12 protein-coding genes are annotated in these 17,125 nt (G+C 40.6%); 8 read left to right on the forward strand and 4 right to left on the reverse strand.

The features are described from left to right. Positions 1–130: 130 nt before the first annotated feature. The 4 genes from U5R06_20720 to U5R06_20735 all read left to right on the forward strand — a co-directional run bounded on the left by U5R06_20720 (position 131) and on the right by U5R06_20735 (position 6,799). The gene (locus tag U5R06_20720) at positions 131–2,035 is read left to right on the forward strand and encodes an oligopeptide transporter, OPT family (GenBank protein MDZ7725169.1); all 1,905 of its coding nucleotides are present in this window, start codon (positions 131–133) and stop codon (positions 2,033–2,035) included. A gap of 88 nt (positions 2,036–2,123) precedes the next feature. Beyond that, entirely contained in the window at positions 2,124–4,325 is a 2,202-nt protein-coding gene (locus U5R06_20725) for a DUF4954 family protein (GenBank protein ID MDZ7725170.1), read from the forward strand. Between the two features lie 21 nt (positions 4,326–4,346). Further along, on the forward strand, positions 4,347–5,351 hold the full coding sequence (locus U5R06_20730) for a sugar isomerase (GenBank protein ID MDZ7725171.1): 1,005 nt from the start codon (positions 4,347–4,349) through the stop codon (positions 5,349–5,351). 137 nt (positions 5,352–5,488) lie between these two features. After that, positions 5,489–6,799 carry a nucleotide sugar dehydrogenase gene (locus U5R06_20735; protein ID MDZ7725172.1) on the forward strand — a complete coding sequence of 437 codons (1,311 nt, stop codon included), beginning with the start codon at positions 5,489–5,491 and terminating at the stop codon, positions 6,797–6,799. A gap of 87 nt (positions 6,800–6,886) precedes the next feature. On the opposite strand, the gene U5R06_20740 is transcribed toward U5R06_20735, so the two are convergent. The 4 genes from U5R06_20740 to U5R06_20755 all read right to left on the reverse strand — a co-directional run bounded on the left by U5R06_20740 (position 6,887) and on the right by U5R06_20755 (position 12,325). Next, positions 6,887–8,350, reverse strand: coding sequence for an oligosaccharide flippase family protein (locus tag U5R06_20740; protein MDZ7725173.1), 1,464 nt, complete (start codon positions 8,348–8,350; stop codon positions 6,887–6,889). Then, positions 8,337–9,473, reverse strand: coding sequence for a hypothetical protein (locus tag U5R06_20745; GenBank protein MDZ7725174.1), 1,137 nt, complete (start codon positions 9,471–9,473; stop codon positions 8,337–8,339). The genes U5R06_20740 and U5R06_20745 overlap by 14 nt, the downstream gene beginning before the upstream one ends. 343 nt (positions 9,474–9,816) lie before the next feature. Further along, the gene (locus tag U5R06_20750) at positions 9,817–11,028 is read right to left on the reverse strand and encodes a Wzz/FepE/Etk N-terminal domain-containing protein (GenBank protein MDZ7725175.1); all 1,212 of its coding nucleotides are present in this window, start codon (positions 11,026–11,028) and stop codon (positions 9,817–9,819) included. Positions 11,029–11,050: 22 nt separating this feature from the next. Then, positions 11,051–12,325 carry a polysaccharide biosynthesis/export family protein gene (locus U5R06_20755; GenBank protein MDZ7725176.1) on the reverse strand — a complete coding sequence of 425 codons (1,275 nt, stop codon included), beginning with the start codon at positions 12,323–12,325 and terminating at the stop codon, positions 11,051–11,053. 347 nt (positions 12,326–12,672) lie between these two features. Here U5R06_20755 and U5R06_20760 point away from each other — a divergent pair, with 347 nt between their 5' ends. The 4 genes from U5R06_20760 (at position 12,673) to U5R06_20775 (ending at position 17,125) form a co-directional block, all read left to right on the forward strand. Next, positions 12,673–13,815 carry a glycosyltransferase family 4 protein gene (locus U5R06_20760; protein ID MDZ7725177.1) on the forward strand — a complete coding sequence of 381 codons (1,143 nt, stop codon included), beginning with the start codon at positions 12,673–12,675 and terminating at the stop codon, positions 13,813–13,815. Positions 13,816–13,943: 128 nt separating this feature from the next. Continuing rightward, positions 13,944–14,927 (forward strand): DegT/DnrJ/EryC1/StrS family aminotransferase, encoded by a 984-nt coding sequence (locus U5R06_20765; GenBank protein MDZ7725178.1) that lies wholly within the window; start codon positions 13,944–13,946, stop codon positions 14,925–14,927. A gap of 15 nt (positions 14,928–14,942) precedes the next feature. Continuing rightward, the gene (locus U5R06_20770) at positions 14,943–16,121 is read left to right on the forward strand and encodes a glycosyltransferase family 4 protein (GenBank protein MDZ7725179.1); all 1,179 of its coding nucleotides are present in this window, start codon (positions 14,943–14,945) and stop codon (positions 16,119–16,121) included. Positions 16,122–16,123: 2 nt separating this feature from the next. Next, entirely contained in the window at positions 16,124–17,125 is a 1,002-nt protein-coding gene (locus tag U5R06_20775) for a Gfo/Idh/MocA family oxidoreductase (protein MDZ7725180.1), read from the forward strand.

The raw sequence follows: 17,125 nt of genomic DNA on the forward strand, positions 1-17,125 counted from the left end.
TAACAGAGTATGATTTTTTTTAATACCTCAGCAATGATCTCAAATCGGTCTCTGATAAAAAGTATCTTGATTGTTCTGCGGAAATTTACTATTTTCGGCATGCATGCAATCACAATCAGAAAGGAAGACTATGGCCGAATTTAAACCCTATGTGCCCGCTGATCAGACATTCAAAGATTTTACGCTCAAGAGTGTTATATTCGGAATTATTTTCGGAATTGTATTTGGCTCGGCCAATGCATATCTGGGACTGCGCGTCGGACTCACCATTTCCACGGCGATTCCGCTTGCCATTGTATCGGTTGCTGTGTTCCGTCTTTTGCAGCCGATTCTGGGAAAATCAAATGTTCTGGAACAAAATATCGCCGCGACCACGGGCTCGGCAAGTTCATCGCTGGCCTCCGGTATCATCTTTACCATACCGGCCCTGTTTCTATGGGGTTTTGCACCCTCGCTGCTGCAAATCGGACTGCTGGCCGGTTTGGGCGGCATCCTCGGTGTGTTGTTTATGATCCCGTTGCGCCGGTTTCTTATTGTCAAAGAACATCTTACCCTGCCCTACCCGGAAGGCACGGCCGCTGCACAGGTTTACATCGCCTCGGATGCAGGCGGCGCCAAAGCCCAAAATGTATTTGTCGGTCTGGGTGTAGGAGCCGGTTACAAGTTTTTTATGAGTTTTTTAAAACTGTGGCCGGAATCACTGAACCTCAAACTACCCATTATAAAAAAAGCCCAAATCGGTCTGGAAGCCGGCCCTGCTTTGCTCGGCGTCGGCTATATCCTCGGCTACCGTATTGCGGCGATCATGGTGGCCGGCGGTTTATTGTCCTGGGTGGGCTTGATTCCCCTGATCAACCATTTTGGACAGGGACTCGCTTCTCCCATGTTCCCGGAGACCAATCTACTGGTTCGCGATATGAGCGCCGCTGAAATCTGGACCCGCTATATCCGCTATATCGGCGCCGGCGCTGTGGCATTCGGCGGGATCATTACCGTGGTCAAATCCGTCCCGACCATGTTCCAATCGCTTCAAGTCGGATTAAAAGAAATTTTGCACAAATCGAATATCGAGGCAAAACCGCTGAGAACCGATCATGACTTGCCGATGAATATTGTGCTGTTAGGTGTTTTACTGGTTATTCTGGCGCTTATCCTGATTCCCACTATCCTGGGTATGGATACCACTCTGCTGATCCGTATTATCAGTGCGGTCTGTATCGCGATTTTTGCATTTATGTTTGTCACGGTCTCATCCCGGATTGTCGGTTTGGTCGGTGTGTCTTCCAATCCCACATCCGGCATGACCATCGTCACGTTGCTGGGTACCAGTCTTTTGTTTTACGCGCTGGGCTGGACCGATGATTTCGGCAAGGCGACGGCTCTGACCATTGGCACCGTGGTCGCGGTGGCGTCATCGATTGCCGGAGATATCTCTCAGGATTTAAAAGCCGGGTATATCATCGGCGCCACACCCAAACGCCAGCAAATGTCGGAACTGATCGGAGCTGCCACTTCAGCCTTTGCCATCGCCGGGGCTGTGTGGCTTTTGGGGCATGCCTTTTCATTCGGCTCTCCCGAACTCCCCGCGCCTCAGGCCACATTGATGAAAACCGTGATCGAAGGCGTACTGCAGGCGGATCTGCCCTGGGGACTTGTACTGACCGGCGCCTCTCTGGCCTTGATGGCGGAGCTGCTCAGTGTACCGTCCCTTCCGTTCGCTGTCGGCATTTATCTGCCGCTCTCCACCATGACCCCGGTATTTGTCGGCGGCTGTATCCGTTATTTCATGGAAAAGAAACAAAAAGCTGCAACCGTTGAGGAAAAAGGATCAGAACAAGGGGTTCTTCTGGGCTCCGGTTTCATTGCCGGCGAAGGGTTGATGGGCGTATTTATCGCGGCATTCGCCGCCTTTTCCGGTCATTTGCCCTATGGACTGGGCATCAGCTGGCCGGAACCTCTGGGACAGTTTGTTTCACTAACTGCATTTGTCCTTTTGGCTGCGTTCCTGATCAACCGTTCACGTAAAAAAGCATAGCGCAAACCAACGGATGCCTCTTCAGGCATCCGTTGATTCTTAAAGTTTCGATTGCTCATCATTAGACCCTATACAAGGAGTTTCTGTTATGGATACCGTTGCAATTCAGTCTCCTGATCAAATCGGGCGCAATTTCATTCCTTCCGAATTTCTGCCCAAAGGCCGGGATGAATATTATTTACGCAATCAACAAACGCCGATATCCGAATCCGTATGGCGGCACCTGGCCTCTACCGAAGTTGAGTATCTGGTCAAAAACGGCAACCGCGCCGCGGATTGGGATGACATCTGGGTGACGGATGAATTCAATCCGGAACAGGTGAACAATACTGAATTTTTCGGCCAAGTCAGAATCGGCCGTCTATCAAATAAAGTGCTAAGCCATCATGATCTGCATCTGCCCGTCGGGATCTATAACAGTAAAATTATTTCCTGTGATATTGGCAATGATTCTGCTATACACAACGTGCAATACCTGGCATTTTATATCATCGGCGAGCGCTGTATTCTGGCCAATATCGATGAAATGAACACCACCAATCACTCCAAATTCGGCAACGGCATTGTCAAAGACGGAGAACCGGAAGATGTGCGGGTGTGGCTGGATATTATGAATGAGACCGGATGCCGACAAATCATGCCCTTTGACGGCATGCTTCCCGCAGACGCCTATTTATGGGCCAAATACCGTGATGATCAGGACCTGTTGAAAAAACTGGGCGAACTCACGCAAAATCAATTCGACTCCAGGCGCGGTTATTACGGCATGGTCGGGACGCAATCGGTGATTAAAAACTCGCGAATTATCAAAGATGTTAAAATCGGGTCACACTGCTATATTAAAGGCGCCAATAAAATCAAAAACCTGACCATCAATTCCACATCAGATGAATCCACCCAGATCGGCGAGGGGGTTGAACTGGTCAACGGCATTATCGGCGTAGGTTGTCACATTTTCTACGGATGCAAGGCGGTTCGCTTTATTCTCGGTCCGCATTCCAGTTTAAAATACGGCGCGCGCTTGATCAATTCGTATCTCGGCGACAATTCGACCATTTCCTGCTGTGAAGTGTTGAACAACCTAATCTTTCCGGCGCACGAACAGCATCACAACAACTCGTTTCTCATCGCCTCGGTGGTCAAGGGACAGAGCAATCTGGCTGCGGGCGCCACCATTGGCTCCAATCATAACAGTCGGGCGAACGACAACGAGATTGAAGCCGGCCGCGGCTTTTGGCCGGGGTTATGCACCAGCGTCAAACATTCCAGCAAATTTGCTTCGTTTACTCTTTTGGCAAAAGCGGATTTTCCCGCGGAACTGAACATTCCCCTGCCCTTTTCACTGGTCAACAACAATGTCGGCCAGGATCAACTGGAAGTTCTGCCGGCGTTCTGGTGGCTTTACAATATGTATGCGCTGGCCCGCAACAGCTGGAAATTCACCAAACGCGACAAGCGCAAATTCAAACGTCAGCATATCGAATACGATTCCCTGGCGCCTGATACGGTGGAAGAAATTTTTCGGGGCCGTGAACTGCTCGAATGGTGGACGGGCAAAGCACTGGCGCGTACTCGAAAGCAAAAAACAGACGATCAAAACACGCACGAGTACATCAGTCTGGGACGCCAAACCCTTGCCGGTTCGAAATGGCCAACCGATCTCAAAGTAACCGGAGAGAACATGGAAAAGAGCAGCAGACGCAGCGTTGTTTTGAAACCATTACAAGGATATAAAGCCTACGGGGACATGCTGTGCCGCTATGCTGTGAACAATATCATGGATTTCATGTTCGACTATCCTGAAATGAAATTCCAGGACGCAAGAGCGCGTCTGTCCGGCGACCGGGAAAAAAAATGGATGAATATCGGCGGACAGCTGATCCGCGAACGGGACGTAGACCAGCTGCGCAAAGAGATCCGCAGCGGCAAACTCTCATCATGGGCGAATATTCACAAACGGTACGATGAACTGTGGGAAAATTATCCCCTGTTGAAACAACAGCATGCCTTTGCCACACTCTGTGAGTACCTGGGCACGGCAGAACCGTCCGATCAACAATGGCTGGATATGCTGGATAAAGCTTTGCATCTTCAGGAATATGTCCGTGATCAGGTTTTCATTTCGAGAGAAAAGGATTATGAAAATCCGTTCCGGCAGGCGACTTTCCGGAATATGAATGAAATGCTGGCCGCGATCGGCACGGTTGAAGACAACAGCTTTATCAAACAGGTTCGCGAGGAAACCGAAACCTATAAAGATAAAATCAAACAACTTCAAGACAGAGAATAATTTATAAAGCAGGAGGACCCCATGACATCGGATTCAAAATACGCACTCGTGCGTGAAATGCTGGACACGGTTGATGTTGTCAAACAATTCGATCCGTCCCAAACCCGTTCCGTCAGCTCGATCATTTCCAGTGTGGGACGGTTGCTGCTCACCGGAGAAGGCTCCAGCCGGTTATTCCCGGCCAAACACATGATACGGCGGGCATTGACCTGGGGCGTTGACCTCAACCTGGTCACCGAGGGCTCACGCCAGGCCGCCCAGTACGATTTGTCGCGTTTTTCCGTGTTCTGCGCATCCAATTCCGGACGCACCAAGGAAGTCGTGCTGTTGGCCAAAATGCTCGCGCAAGCCGGCAATCCGCACCGGTTTGCCCTGACTGCCAATCGGGATACGGTTCTGGAAAACACCTGCACCCAAACCATCGTGCTGAACTGCGGCTGGGAACAGGCGGTTGCCGCCACCAAAAGTGTCGTGGAACAGGCGCTGGTCTATGACTCGATTCTCTGGAATATCGCGGGAAAAGATATGAAACCCGCCCTGCCGAAACTGGCCGACGCGATACAGAACGCACTGACCCTGAAAATTGATCCGGATATTATTAAAACAGCAGCCCAGGCGCCGACCATCTATTTCGCCGGATACAATGACGGCGCCGCCGAAGAATTGACACTGAAAACCAACGAAATTACGCGTGAAAAATCCGATTTCCTGGAAGGGACCTATGCGGTTCACGGCATCGAAGAAGTCATGAACGCCGAGGATATCGTGTTTGTCATGAATCCGATCGATGATGAAATCGAAAAATTCCAGGACGTGCTGGTCAAGGGCGTCGGTTTGAACGTTGTGGCGGTGGCGGACCGGGACACGCCGTTTCCGACCATCAAGGTGCCGCATGTGGATGAATTTATGCCCTATATCTATTTGTGCGCCGGATGGAATCTGTTGGTGGATATCGGACTGCATCTGAATATTGATCTGGATAAACCGGAAAGAGCGCGCAAGGTGGGGAACGAGTTTACCGGGTGAGAAAAAACACATTCACATCAACCCCATAGTCGCCCGATAAAGGGTTGAGTGATAAAAACTGCAGGTGAATTAAATGGGCAGGACAGATAATAAATCCTGTCCATTTGCGTTTTAACTTTAAGCGAACGGTATGAAAAATGAATTTATCCATTTTTGGATTGGGCTATGTGGGCTGCGTAGGTATGGGTTGTTTTTCTCAGCTGGGCAACACTGTGATTGGTGTGGACAGGCAAAAGGATAAAGTCCGAATGATCAATCAAGGCATTGCGACAATTGAAGAAAAAGGAATCGATGAACTTGTTAAAACAGGCAGACAAGAAAACCGGATAAAGGCGACGGTTGATGCCGAATATGCAGTTTTGCATTCTGAGATATCTCTTATCTGTGTCGGGACCTTGAACTCACCTGACGGTCATTTGGACTTGAATGCCGTTTACTCGGTCGCCGACTCCATAGGCGATACATTGAAAAAGAAAAAAGAGCATCATATTACAGTTATTCGATCTACCGTTCTACCGGGGACCCACAAAGAGATCATCTCTATTCTCGAATCGCGTTCCGGCAAATCCTGTAATAAAGATTTTTCTGTCGTTTCCAACCCGGAGTTTCTGCGGGAAGGCACAGCTGTTCAGGATTTTTTATCACCGCCGTTTACGATACTGGCGTCTGAAAACAACTCTGCAATTGATAAATTAAAGAGCCTTTATCAAGAAATTCAGGGAGAGATTATTGTTACAGACATTGAAATTGCAGAACTCATCAAACTGGTCAACAATTCATTTCATGCTTTAAAAGTATCTTTTGCGAATGAGATTGGCAGAATCTGCAACAGACTTGGGGTGAACAGTCAGGATCTCATGCAGCTGTTTTGTAAAGACCAAGTCTTGAATATTTCTCCACAGTATTTAAAGCCGGGTTTCGCCTATGGCGGCTCCTGTCTGCCCAAAGATTTAAAAGCGCTGAACATTATTTCGCATGACCATTATCTGCATACACCGCTGCTCAAAGCGATTTCTGAAAGCAATGATGCTCACATTCAGTTCGCCAAAGAACTTATTTTGGAAATAAATAAAAGCAAGATCACATTTCTCTCAATTACCTTTAAACCTGGTACCGATGATTTGAGATGGAGCCCCGCATTGGAACTCGTTGAATATTTTTTAGGGAAAGGTTTTGATGTGAAAATCTATGACAAAAATCTCAATCTGTCAAAATTAATTGGAAGGAACAAAAGCTATTTGCTGGAAAGGCTGCCACATATTGAAGGTGTTTTGGTGGATTCTATAGAGGAAGCTGTTAAATTTGGTGATATTATTGTGATTGCTAACAAAGAACCATATATCTATAATTTTCTAATACCGAACAACTTGATCCAGGGCAAACTTTATATAGATTTAGTCGGTATGCTAAAGGGTGACACAAGGGAAAATGTTTACAGAATTTACTAAAGCCGACATTGTCTTTTTCGCTTTCTTTAGGTCAATCACTGCTTCTTTTTTAGGAACAAAATAATTTTGGGGAGCATACGGACAAGATTATAATACTGCAATTCTTTCAAGATCGAAAAGTACTGCCATGTATAAAATTATTCCAGAGGGGATCAATAAAAAAACAACAACTATCAAATTACTGAAAAAGGAAGAGGATATATTTAAAAATATTCCAAATATTATAGACGCTGCAGCCACTTTTACTATAGATTTAACTGGAGGTATCCATTCAAGAATAGGTCGAGATAGCAAATATACAGCAATAAAATAGCACACATATGCTATCAAAGCTGAAATTGCTGCACCAAAGTATCCCAACTTGGGTATCAGAATAAAATTCAAAGAAACATTTGTAATACTACCAATTAAAGCAACCAGTGTAATTTTATAACTTTGTTTTTGTAATTCAAACCCTTTGATTAGATATTGGCTCAACCCGAATAAAAATATACCCAGTGCTATCATAGGCAGCACTGTAGAACCTTCAATAAATGAACGATCTGAGAAAATCAGCAATATGTGCTTTGGGATACTGACGAGAATTGTCAATAGTGGTGAACAAATCAGGAAAAAAAAGCGTGTCTGCCCGGTTATAAGCTGCTGAGTTCTAAAATTACCATTTTTTTCCCAACTGTCAATAATAAGCGGATATGCAGCTAACATTAAAATCATATAAACAAACTTCAGAGTATTTTCGGATATCGTATACCCTACAGAATATAGGCCAACCTGAGAAGCATCAGCCAAAATGCCAATTAAATATCGATCAGAAAGCGAGAGCACCCAAAAGGATAGAAAGGATAGGCTGAATGGTAAACCATATTTAATAAACTCTTTCATTAAATTAAATGAAACTGCTTTAAACTTGAGTACAGATTTCAAATTTAAATTGAAGGTTATAAAACCAAACACGAACAATGATACGACAGAGAAAGCGATAAAAACTGCTTCTGCCTTGACCCCCCAATATAAGACTAATATAACACTGACAATGAACTTGCCTAAGGAAAAAAGACTCCATAATATTGAATAAAGTTTTGCTCTAAAAGATGCTCTGTAGACTTGAATGAATATCATAAAAAAAGAACTGGCAAAGGAAGCTATAATTACCATATTCAATATACCAAACAATTGTAAACTTAATTTGGACTTGAAAACTAGAACATTAAGAACAAAACTGAAAAGCGTTACTATTACGATTCCAACAAATGATGTAATAACTAGTGTAGAAAGGAAAATATCTAGTTTATTTCGATTTTTATAGGCAATATAAAATCGCGACACACTGGATGATAACCACATAACAGAAAAAACTTGAATAAAACCAAAAGTGGACAATCCAATTTGATAATATCCATATTCTTCTTGTGAAAAATATGCGGTAAGAAATCTAATGAGAAGTAATCCCAAAATCCCAGGGATTAATTTCGATGGTATGTAAACAAAAGAACTTTTGAGAGTATTTTTAAGACGATTATTTAAATCAACATTACTTTCAGACTTGTTCATTGTTTCTTCTCGGAATAATGATCTCAGACCTAACTTTAAGGTACACAATTTCAACAGCCGATATCATAAAGGCCCATACTATTGTAAATTGATAAATAATTGAACATACACTTGTAATAGAAGCAATGTACAGTCCAATAAAACCAGAAAGTAATGATGCAGTGATATATTTAATAAATAAATCCTGCGTATTTTTAAAAGCATAAAAACCTTTTTTAAACACTTTGAAACCAATCAAAAGAAAAGTCAATAATCCAACGAGACCCATCTTCCAAAAGATATAAATATAAGTGCAGTCCACTTGGTAAGGATACGTCATATAAATTGAATTTCGATCATAAGATGCACCAAGACCTTTGCCAAATAGAATATCGACAATGCTTCCCTGCATTTGTTGCCAAGCCCGTCTTGTATCAGAGATGCGCATAATAATAGAATCATCTCCCATTACATCTGTAAAAGAAAGCCCTCGATTTAATAGAGACACAATAGCGGAACCAATAAAAAGCTGGTCAATTATCAGTATAGTTATAACCAAGGTTGTCATTATCAGTATTAAGAGAACAATAAACTTTAAGATTTTCTGAAATGAAAACTTGTCTCGATTCAACGCAAGAAAAACTACAGCAAATGAGGATATCAAAAATCCCAGCCAAAGCCCACGCCATTGACTGATTAAAACCATTGCAATAATAGGAAACGCGGCTATAATCGATAAAATTTTAATCCAGATTCTTTTTTGAAAAAAGATATTGCTAACGAGAACGGGAACTGTGAATAAAGCAATATAAGGCTGACGAGTTACAATACGCTGGAGAGCAATAGTGGCGATCTTTCCTTCTTGGAAAGTAAGTAACAGATATTCAATTGAAACAATGAAAGAAAAAATCACCAAAGCCATAGTAAGCTTTTTAATTTGCAACAAAGACTTGTTGCGAAGAAAAACAAAATAGAATCCATAAAATAATATAAAGACCCCTTCAGTTATGACATGATAATATGCATATCCTTCCAAAAGGCCTCTCAATAAAGATACAGCAGCAATAACAAGAAATACAATGAGTAGATCGTCAAGGTCATGCAATTGAGTTCCGCTTTTTTCTCTGGTTAGCAAGTTATCCATCCAAATCCATAACAGAACAAAAAAAAGAAGTAACAACAAAACTGGTATTTTTATATAAAAACCATGAAAAAAATCATAATCTGCTCCAAAGGAGCTTGGCAGTATTATTATATAAAGAAATAAAAGTATGATTGTATTTTCGACCGAAAATAATAACCAATATAATAAAGCAGCTGCCCCAATTAACCCAATAATATATAAATAACTATTAAAATGTAAATAAAAGAAAGAGAACCGCAACAAACAATAAATGAAAAACAAATAAAATAGTTTTTTTACCTTTATCAGGCTCTGTCAGGAAAGAGGTGTTTGCTAAAGACTTCATATTTTTTATGATTATATTTTAGCTTTTGTAGAATCTAAAATCTTTTTTTAGCATTTTTGCCATCTCGACCAACTTTTCATATTCACCCGAGCTCTCATTCTTTTGATCATTAATATATTCAATAGTTAAAATGAGTATTATGCTGATAATAATACTTATAATGCTCCAGAAAATTACAAATATTGATCTATGAGGCTTTGATCGTTTGATCGGCTTGACAGCTTTATCGAGCACTTGGAGTGTAGGCGTATCTTTAGCCTCCTGAATTTTTGCTTGTTCATATTGCGGTAAAATGAATTCCATAATTTTTTGCTGCAACATCACATCTCTCATCAGTCTTGCATATTGAATCTGCAATTCAGGAGCTTTGCCTAAGGAAACAAATAATTCATCCTGATCTGTAAAGAAATCATCTAATTTATCCTTTAATGCGCTTATTTGATTTTGGACACTCTTTACACGTAAATTCGACGGGCCAGCATTTTTTAATAATGCATTGAGTTCTATTTCTTTCAAAATGATCTGAGATTTGATCTCAGCAGCAGCTGCTATAGTCGCATGGGTTTGTTGTTCAAAAGCGACTGTTTTATGCTTATTTTGAAAGGCTTTTAACTGTTCTTCAGCTTTATGCAGCTCATTGATATTCTGCATGTAGCGATTTTCAATAAAAATTCGATTACTCTTTGCACTTTCAATTTTCAGATTTTTATTAATACTATCCAATTTTTGTACAAATAAATTGGTCATGTCTCGTGCAATTGTTTGAGCTTCAACAATATTACCTTTCTTGGGTATCCAATTTGTTTTCACCATACAGGCAACACTTAGGGTACCATCATCATTGATATTTTCAGAAACATTTTCCCGAAGTATTTCTATAGCTTCTTCTATGTTTTCTACTTTATATCTTTCGACAAGATTATATTTTTCAATTACAGATTCCATAATCGTTCTACTGTTCAAAATAGAAATAAATTGGTAAATTTCACTTGAAACCGAGCCTAGGCCCAATCCTGCCATGGGCATATTGCTCAGAAGAGAAGACAGGCCAAGTGGAGCAGCATCACTTTGCGGCGGTAAAATAGTTGTGTTTGCTTTATAGACATGCGGTAGTATTAAACTGATACCGGCGGCCAAAATGGCTACAATCAATAAATTAATAATAATCAATTTTCGCCATTTCATCATAATATAAATTAGGTCAATAATTTTTTTTTCTTTCTTACTCATCTCACACCTTATTTAAATTAGATCAATTCCCTATTACACCAACTGCTATAGCAGAAATTAGCAATGAAGATAAAGTAGATACGATACCAAAATAACCTTGAAAATACTGTTCAAAAGTACGGGGCATATGCACCATATCTCCCGGATAGACTGGAGTTTCTGGGCCTCTCTCTTTTTTGCCTGTATCTTTATGGAGCACCCAAACTCCATTCATTCGACCATTTGCACCAGCCATAATGACATAGTCACGAGCAGTCAAGTTACGTACATAATTGAATGCACCTTGCTGATCAACTTCGCCTCGGATATAGACATAATTGGAGGGCAAAATCACACGATCATTTGGTTTTAAGTAAAAAATTGAATCATTCTGAAAGGGATGAAATGTATTTTTTTTGCCAGTTTCCCGTTTGATAACAATTCGTGTATATTCTACATTTGGTTTATCCGCACCAACACGTTGTAAAAAATCCTTCAATGGTTCATCAGGATATGTTTGATAAGTGCCTGCAATTTCAACATCCCCTTCAAGCCGAATGGTGGCTTTCCCGACTAAATCCATTGCTGGAGCGACTATAACATCACCACTCTCTACATATGGATTGTTTTCCAGATCTCCTTCTTGTTCAAATCGATCCAAATTTATATGTAATGTATCGGAATCACGAATGATTCGAACACCGGCTTTCCAAGCCATATCAGTCATTCCACCAGCACGAATGATCAATTCAGACACTCGGTCCATTGCAACTGCTGTAAAGGTACCGGGATATCTCACTTCTCCTGTTACATGAACCCTGAATTGTCTCGGTGTAACAAGAGAAAGAGATATTTGACAATTATCATAAGCCGGCTTGGCTATTGAAAACACTGAATCTTGGGCCTCAGCCAAAGTCAACTCGCTTATATTAATTTCACCCACTGTCGGTATCGATAAAAACCCTTCCGGGCTTATATACACCGTATAATGGGCTTCCAAAGCACCCCAAACATTAAAATCAAAAACATCTCCCGGTCCGACTTTATAACTTTGGGGATTAATAGCTCTTTCAAGAACAGCCGCAGGTACAGCTTGCTGCTGTAACATTAATTGTCTCTGACGTTGTTTCTGAAGAAATTCTTCCCGATTAACAGTCTCTACCTCGAACATTTTTGAAAAGTCTATTGCCGTTGGTCCACTTCTTTTTTCTTCCTCTTCGATATCCATGTTGGATGAAACTCCGGGAATTTGACCAAATCCCACAACAACCAGAATTAAAAGACTAGTAATGATCTTGGACATTTCGTTAATGAACATAAACAATCACCTTATTTCAAATTTATAAAAATTTTAAAAAACTTACCTTTAAAATTAAAAAAGATAAAAGTATAGTCAATAAATACAATAAAAATTGAAACCCAATGTACCTTTTTTTTAAAAAAAATCAAAGCATTAATCATTTACGTTTCATCTCGCGATAATAGATGCCGGGACCATTTTTACTAAATTTTTTAGTGAATAATAAAATTATGGGTTTACTGTAAGAAATATTGTTTGTATATTTAATTTTATGCTTCCATTTTTGGATGCATAATTGTTATGGAGTCAAGACTTGGATAGTAATATACTTTAAAAAATGAAAGAATTCACACAAAGGTTTGATAATGAATATTTGCATGTTTTTAATGACAGAATTTATTCACGACGCCCGCGTAACCAAAGAATCCCGCTCTTTAATAAATGCAGGGAATAGTATAACCCTTATTGCATTGAAAGACGACACCGTTTCCGAATTTGAAATACGGGAATCCATCATTATCAGACGTATAAAACTTTTCACACGGCACATATTACCAAAAGGAACTATCTTTTTCTTTATTAAATATTTAGAATTCGTTCTTAGATCGGTCTATAGCACTAAAAATGCCACATTTGATGTATATCATGCACACGATCTCGAGACACTACCAATTGCTTTTATATTATCAAAACTAAACAACAAACCATTGATTTATGATTCCCACGAATTGTATGTTGATTGCGTGCAACATGGTAAAGTACAGCGAATGGTCTGGTACCAGATTGAGAAGTTTCTGGCTCCGCGTACAACAATGAATATCATGGAGACCCAATCCAGAGCAAACGTATTTGCACAAAGATATAAAATTGCCTCTCCCCATGTAATTATGAATTGTCAATACCTGAACATAGAAAACAACACAAATTTTCTAAGACAAAACTTGGGGATACCTGAATCAATAAAAATCATAATCTATCAGGGACAAATTGCGCCGAGCCGGGGAGTAGATATAATCATTGAAGCGGTCAAATCGCTTCCCGACGTTGTATTGGTTTTAATCGGTCATGGACCTTACAGATTTGAATTAAGAAAAAAAGTTGATCCCAAAGTTCTTGATAAAACTGTTTTTATCCTCGATCCAGTTCCTTGGGAAGAATTAGCTAAATATACTGCTTCCGCTGATCTGGGCATCTTTGCGTTACAAAATGATTCTCCACATTATTATTATGCATTATCAAATAAAATTTTTGAATATCTTTCAGCTGGCTTACCTATTGTATTCAGTGATTTTCCAGAAATGCGCAAAGTAATCGTTGAAAACAATGTTGGGCGAGTCGTAAATGAAAAAAAACCCTCTGACATTGCAGGAGCCATTAGAGAAATCCTATCTAATCCCAAATTATACCACCAAATGTCAGAGAATGCCATAAAAACTGTAAAAGAAAAATATAATTGGCATATTGAGAGCGAAAAATTACTAAATTTATATAATTCAATAAACTTATGAGGCTGTAATGAAAGTCAATTTTATCGATCTCAAAGCTCAATACCAATCCATCAAACCGGAAATTGATAACGCCATTCAAAAGGTATTGCAAAGCTCCGCTTTTGCCGCAGGTCCTTTTGTCAAAGACTTTGAGAACGCATTTCGCCCAAAAACACAATACAGAATTCTGTGTCGGCGTTAACTCTGGAACAGCAGCCTTGCACGCTGTAATGATGGCACTGGATATCAAAGCCGGAGACCAAGTTATTGTACCGGCCAATACCTTTTTCGCAACACCTGAAGCCGTATCCTTGAACAGTGCCGTCCCGGTTTTCGTTGACTGTGAACCGGATTTCTATAACATTGATCCGGAACTGATCGAAAAATCTATTACGTCGAAAACAAAGGCCGTTATTGCTGTTCATCTATACGGTCAACCGGCTCAGATGGAAAGAATAAAGCAGATAGCCGACAAACATGACTTGTTTCTCATTGAGGACTGTGCACAGGCACATACATCACGTTATCACGATCAGTCAGTAGGAACATTCGGCATAGCCGGTTGCTTTAGTTTTTATCCGGGTAAAAATCTCGGAGCCTATGGCGAGGGCGGCGCTGTTGTTACCCGGGATGAATCGTTATATAAAAAACTGATGATGATCAGAGACCATGGCATGCAGCAGAAATATCATCATGATATTATCGGGCATAATTATCGCATGGAGGGAATGCAGGGAGCTGTTCTGGATGTCAAATTAAAGCATATCGATAAATGGACAGAAATTCGAAGGCACAATGCAGGGTTGTATAACAAATACCTCGGCGAATGCAAAGAAATTATTCTGCCAAAAGAAATGGATGATGTTAAACATGTTTATCATCTTTACGTTATTCGCACTAAGAACAGAGACCAGCTTCAGCAGTATCTGAAGGAAAACGGGATATTTACAGGTATCCATTATCCTATTCCCTGCCATTTGCAAAAGGCGTATAAAAATTCAGGTTATCAAAAAGGAGACTTTCCGGTCACCGAAGAACAAGCAGATCAACTTCTGTCGCTGCCCATGTCTGAACAACTGACTGAAAAAGAAGTAAAATATACTGCAGAAAAAATTTTAACATATTTTAAATAAATGGCTGTAGATTCGATGAATATATTAATGGTGCTGCAGAGCGATTATCCACCGGATGTTCGATTGACAAAGGAAATCAAGTCGCTTTATCAAAACGGTTATACCGTTTATTTACTCTGTAACAACCTCAACAAAAGTCCAAAAGTTGAAAAAATTGATAACGCTGTTGTTATTCGCATCAACAAACTGTTTTTTATCCCCCAGAAAATGAGAATATTATTTAATATTCCTCTTTTTTTTAATCCGGTCTGGCTGTTCAGCATCATCAGTTATTCCATAAAATGCAATATCAATTATATTCACGTACACGATTTACCCCTTGCCTTTTCCGCTATTCTAGCCGGCAAATTACTCAACAAACCCGTTGTATACGATATGCATGAAAACTACCCGGCAGCCATGGATATCTGGTATAAAAAAAATCCTTATTATTTTCTTTTCAAAAATCCTTTTTTTGCAAAACAACTGGATTCCATCTGCATGCGACATGCTGAAAAATTAATTACAACCATTGATGAACGTAAAAAATACCTAGAAACCCTTTTTAAATCTGACAAAATTCATATAGTAAGCAACACCATTGATCTGGAAAGATTCTGGTCATTCAGCATTGACCGGGATATTGTGGATACATATAGTAAAAAATATACCATTCTCTATATCGGTTTTTTCAGTTCAGAACGAGGATTGGATACCGTGCTTGAAGGCATGCCCATACTCATTGACAGAATACCTGAAATAAAGCTGCTTCTCGTTGGAAAAGGAAAATATACACCGCATTTGAAATCTCTTGTAAAAAAAATCTCACAACAACATATCGACATCATTGACTGGGTCCCCTTTGAACAAGTTCCCTCGTTTATACAGAGCGCTTCTGTATGTGTAGATCCCAGGCCATCGAATAAAGCCAATGACAGCACAATTTCTCACAAAATTTTTCAATATATGGCCATGGAAAAACCGATTGTCACATCGGATTCTATTCCATTTTCACGGATTATTGCAGAGTGCCGTTGCGGAGAAATATTCAAGTCTAATTCTCCGGCTGATTTTGCTGATGCCGTCACAAAAATATATAACTCTACCACACCTTTTGGAAAAAACGGCAAAAAAGCCGTCATAGAAAAATACAACTGGCAGGAAACCACAAAGGAATTATTAAAGGTATATAGTACACTCAAAAAAGGATCATAATTATGAATATTGCAGTCGTAGGTTTAGGTTACTGGGGGCCCAATCTGGTGAGAAATATCTATGAAGCCAAAATGTGCTCTGGTATTTATTGCTGTGACAAAGATCCGGCAAAAACCAAAACCATAAAAACAAAATACCCTGAAATCAATATTACCAATAACTATAAAGATATCTTGAACAATCAGGACATCGAAGCAGTGGTAATTGCCACCCCGGTTTCCACTCACTATCCGTTGGGACTGGAGTTCCTGAATGCCGGAAAACACGTTTTTATAGAAAAACCCTTTGCCGCATCTACAGAGCAGGCAAATGAACTTGTTAATACTGCGGAAAAAAGGAATAAAGTGATCATGGTCGGTCATACATTTGAATACAGTCCACCGGTGTTAAAAATCAAGGAATTAATCGACAAGAATGAACTCGGAGACATTTATTACATCAGTTCATCAAGAGTGAACCTGGGTCTGCATCAAAAAGATGTGAGCGTGATATGGGATCTGGCACCGCATGATTTTTCATGTTTGTTCTTTTGGCTGAATGAAGATCCAATTCGCATTTCAGCCATGGGCAAGGATTATGTCCAAAAAGGCATCCCGGATGTCGCCTTTATCAATTTAGAATTCCCATCCGGCAGTTTTGCAAATGTTCAGGTAAGCTGGCTGGCACCCAGCAAATTAAGGAGAACAGCAATCATCGGAAGCGAAAAAATGCTCGTTTACGATGACACTCAGAATGTGGAAAAGGTAAAAATATATGACAAAGGCGTTGATTATGTGAATCCTGAATCCTTTGGCGAGTTCCAACTGAGCTATCGCACTGGCGACATCATCAGTCCGCGTTTGGAAACCTTTGAACCGCTGAATCGTGAAATGCAGCACTTTGTTAACTGCTGCAAAACAGGGAAAACCCCGATCAGCGACGGCAGAGACGGGCTTCGGGTTGTAAAAGCACTGGAGAGCGCGGAATATTCATTAAATCACAATGGTGAAAGTGTAGAGATTTAG

The sequence above is a fragment of the candidate division KSB1 bacterium genome, assembly GCA_034521575.1.
Taxonomy (GTDB): domain Bacteria; phylum Zhuqueibacterota; class Zhuqueibacteria; order Residuimicrobiales; family Krinioviventaceae; genus JAXHMJ01.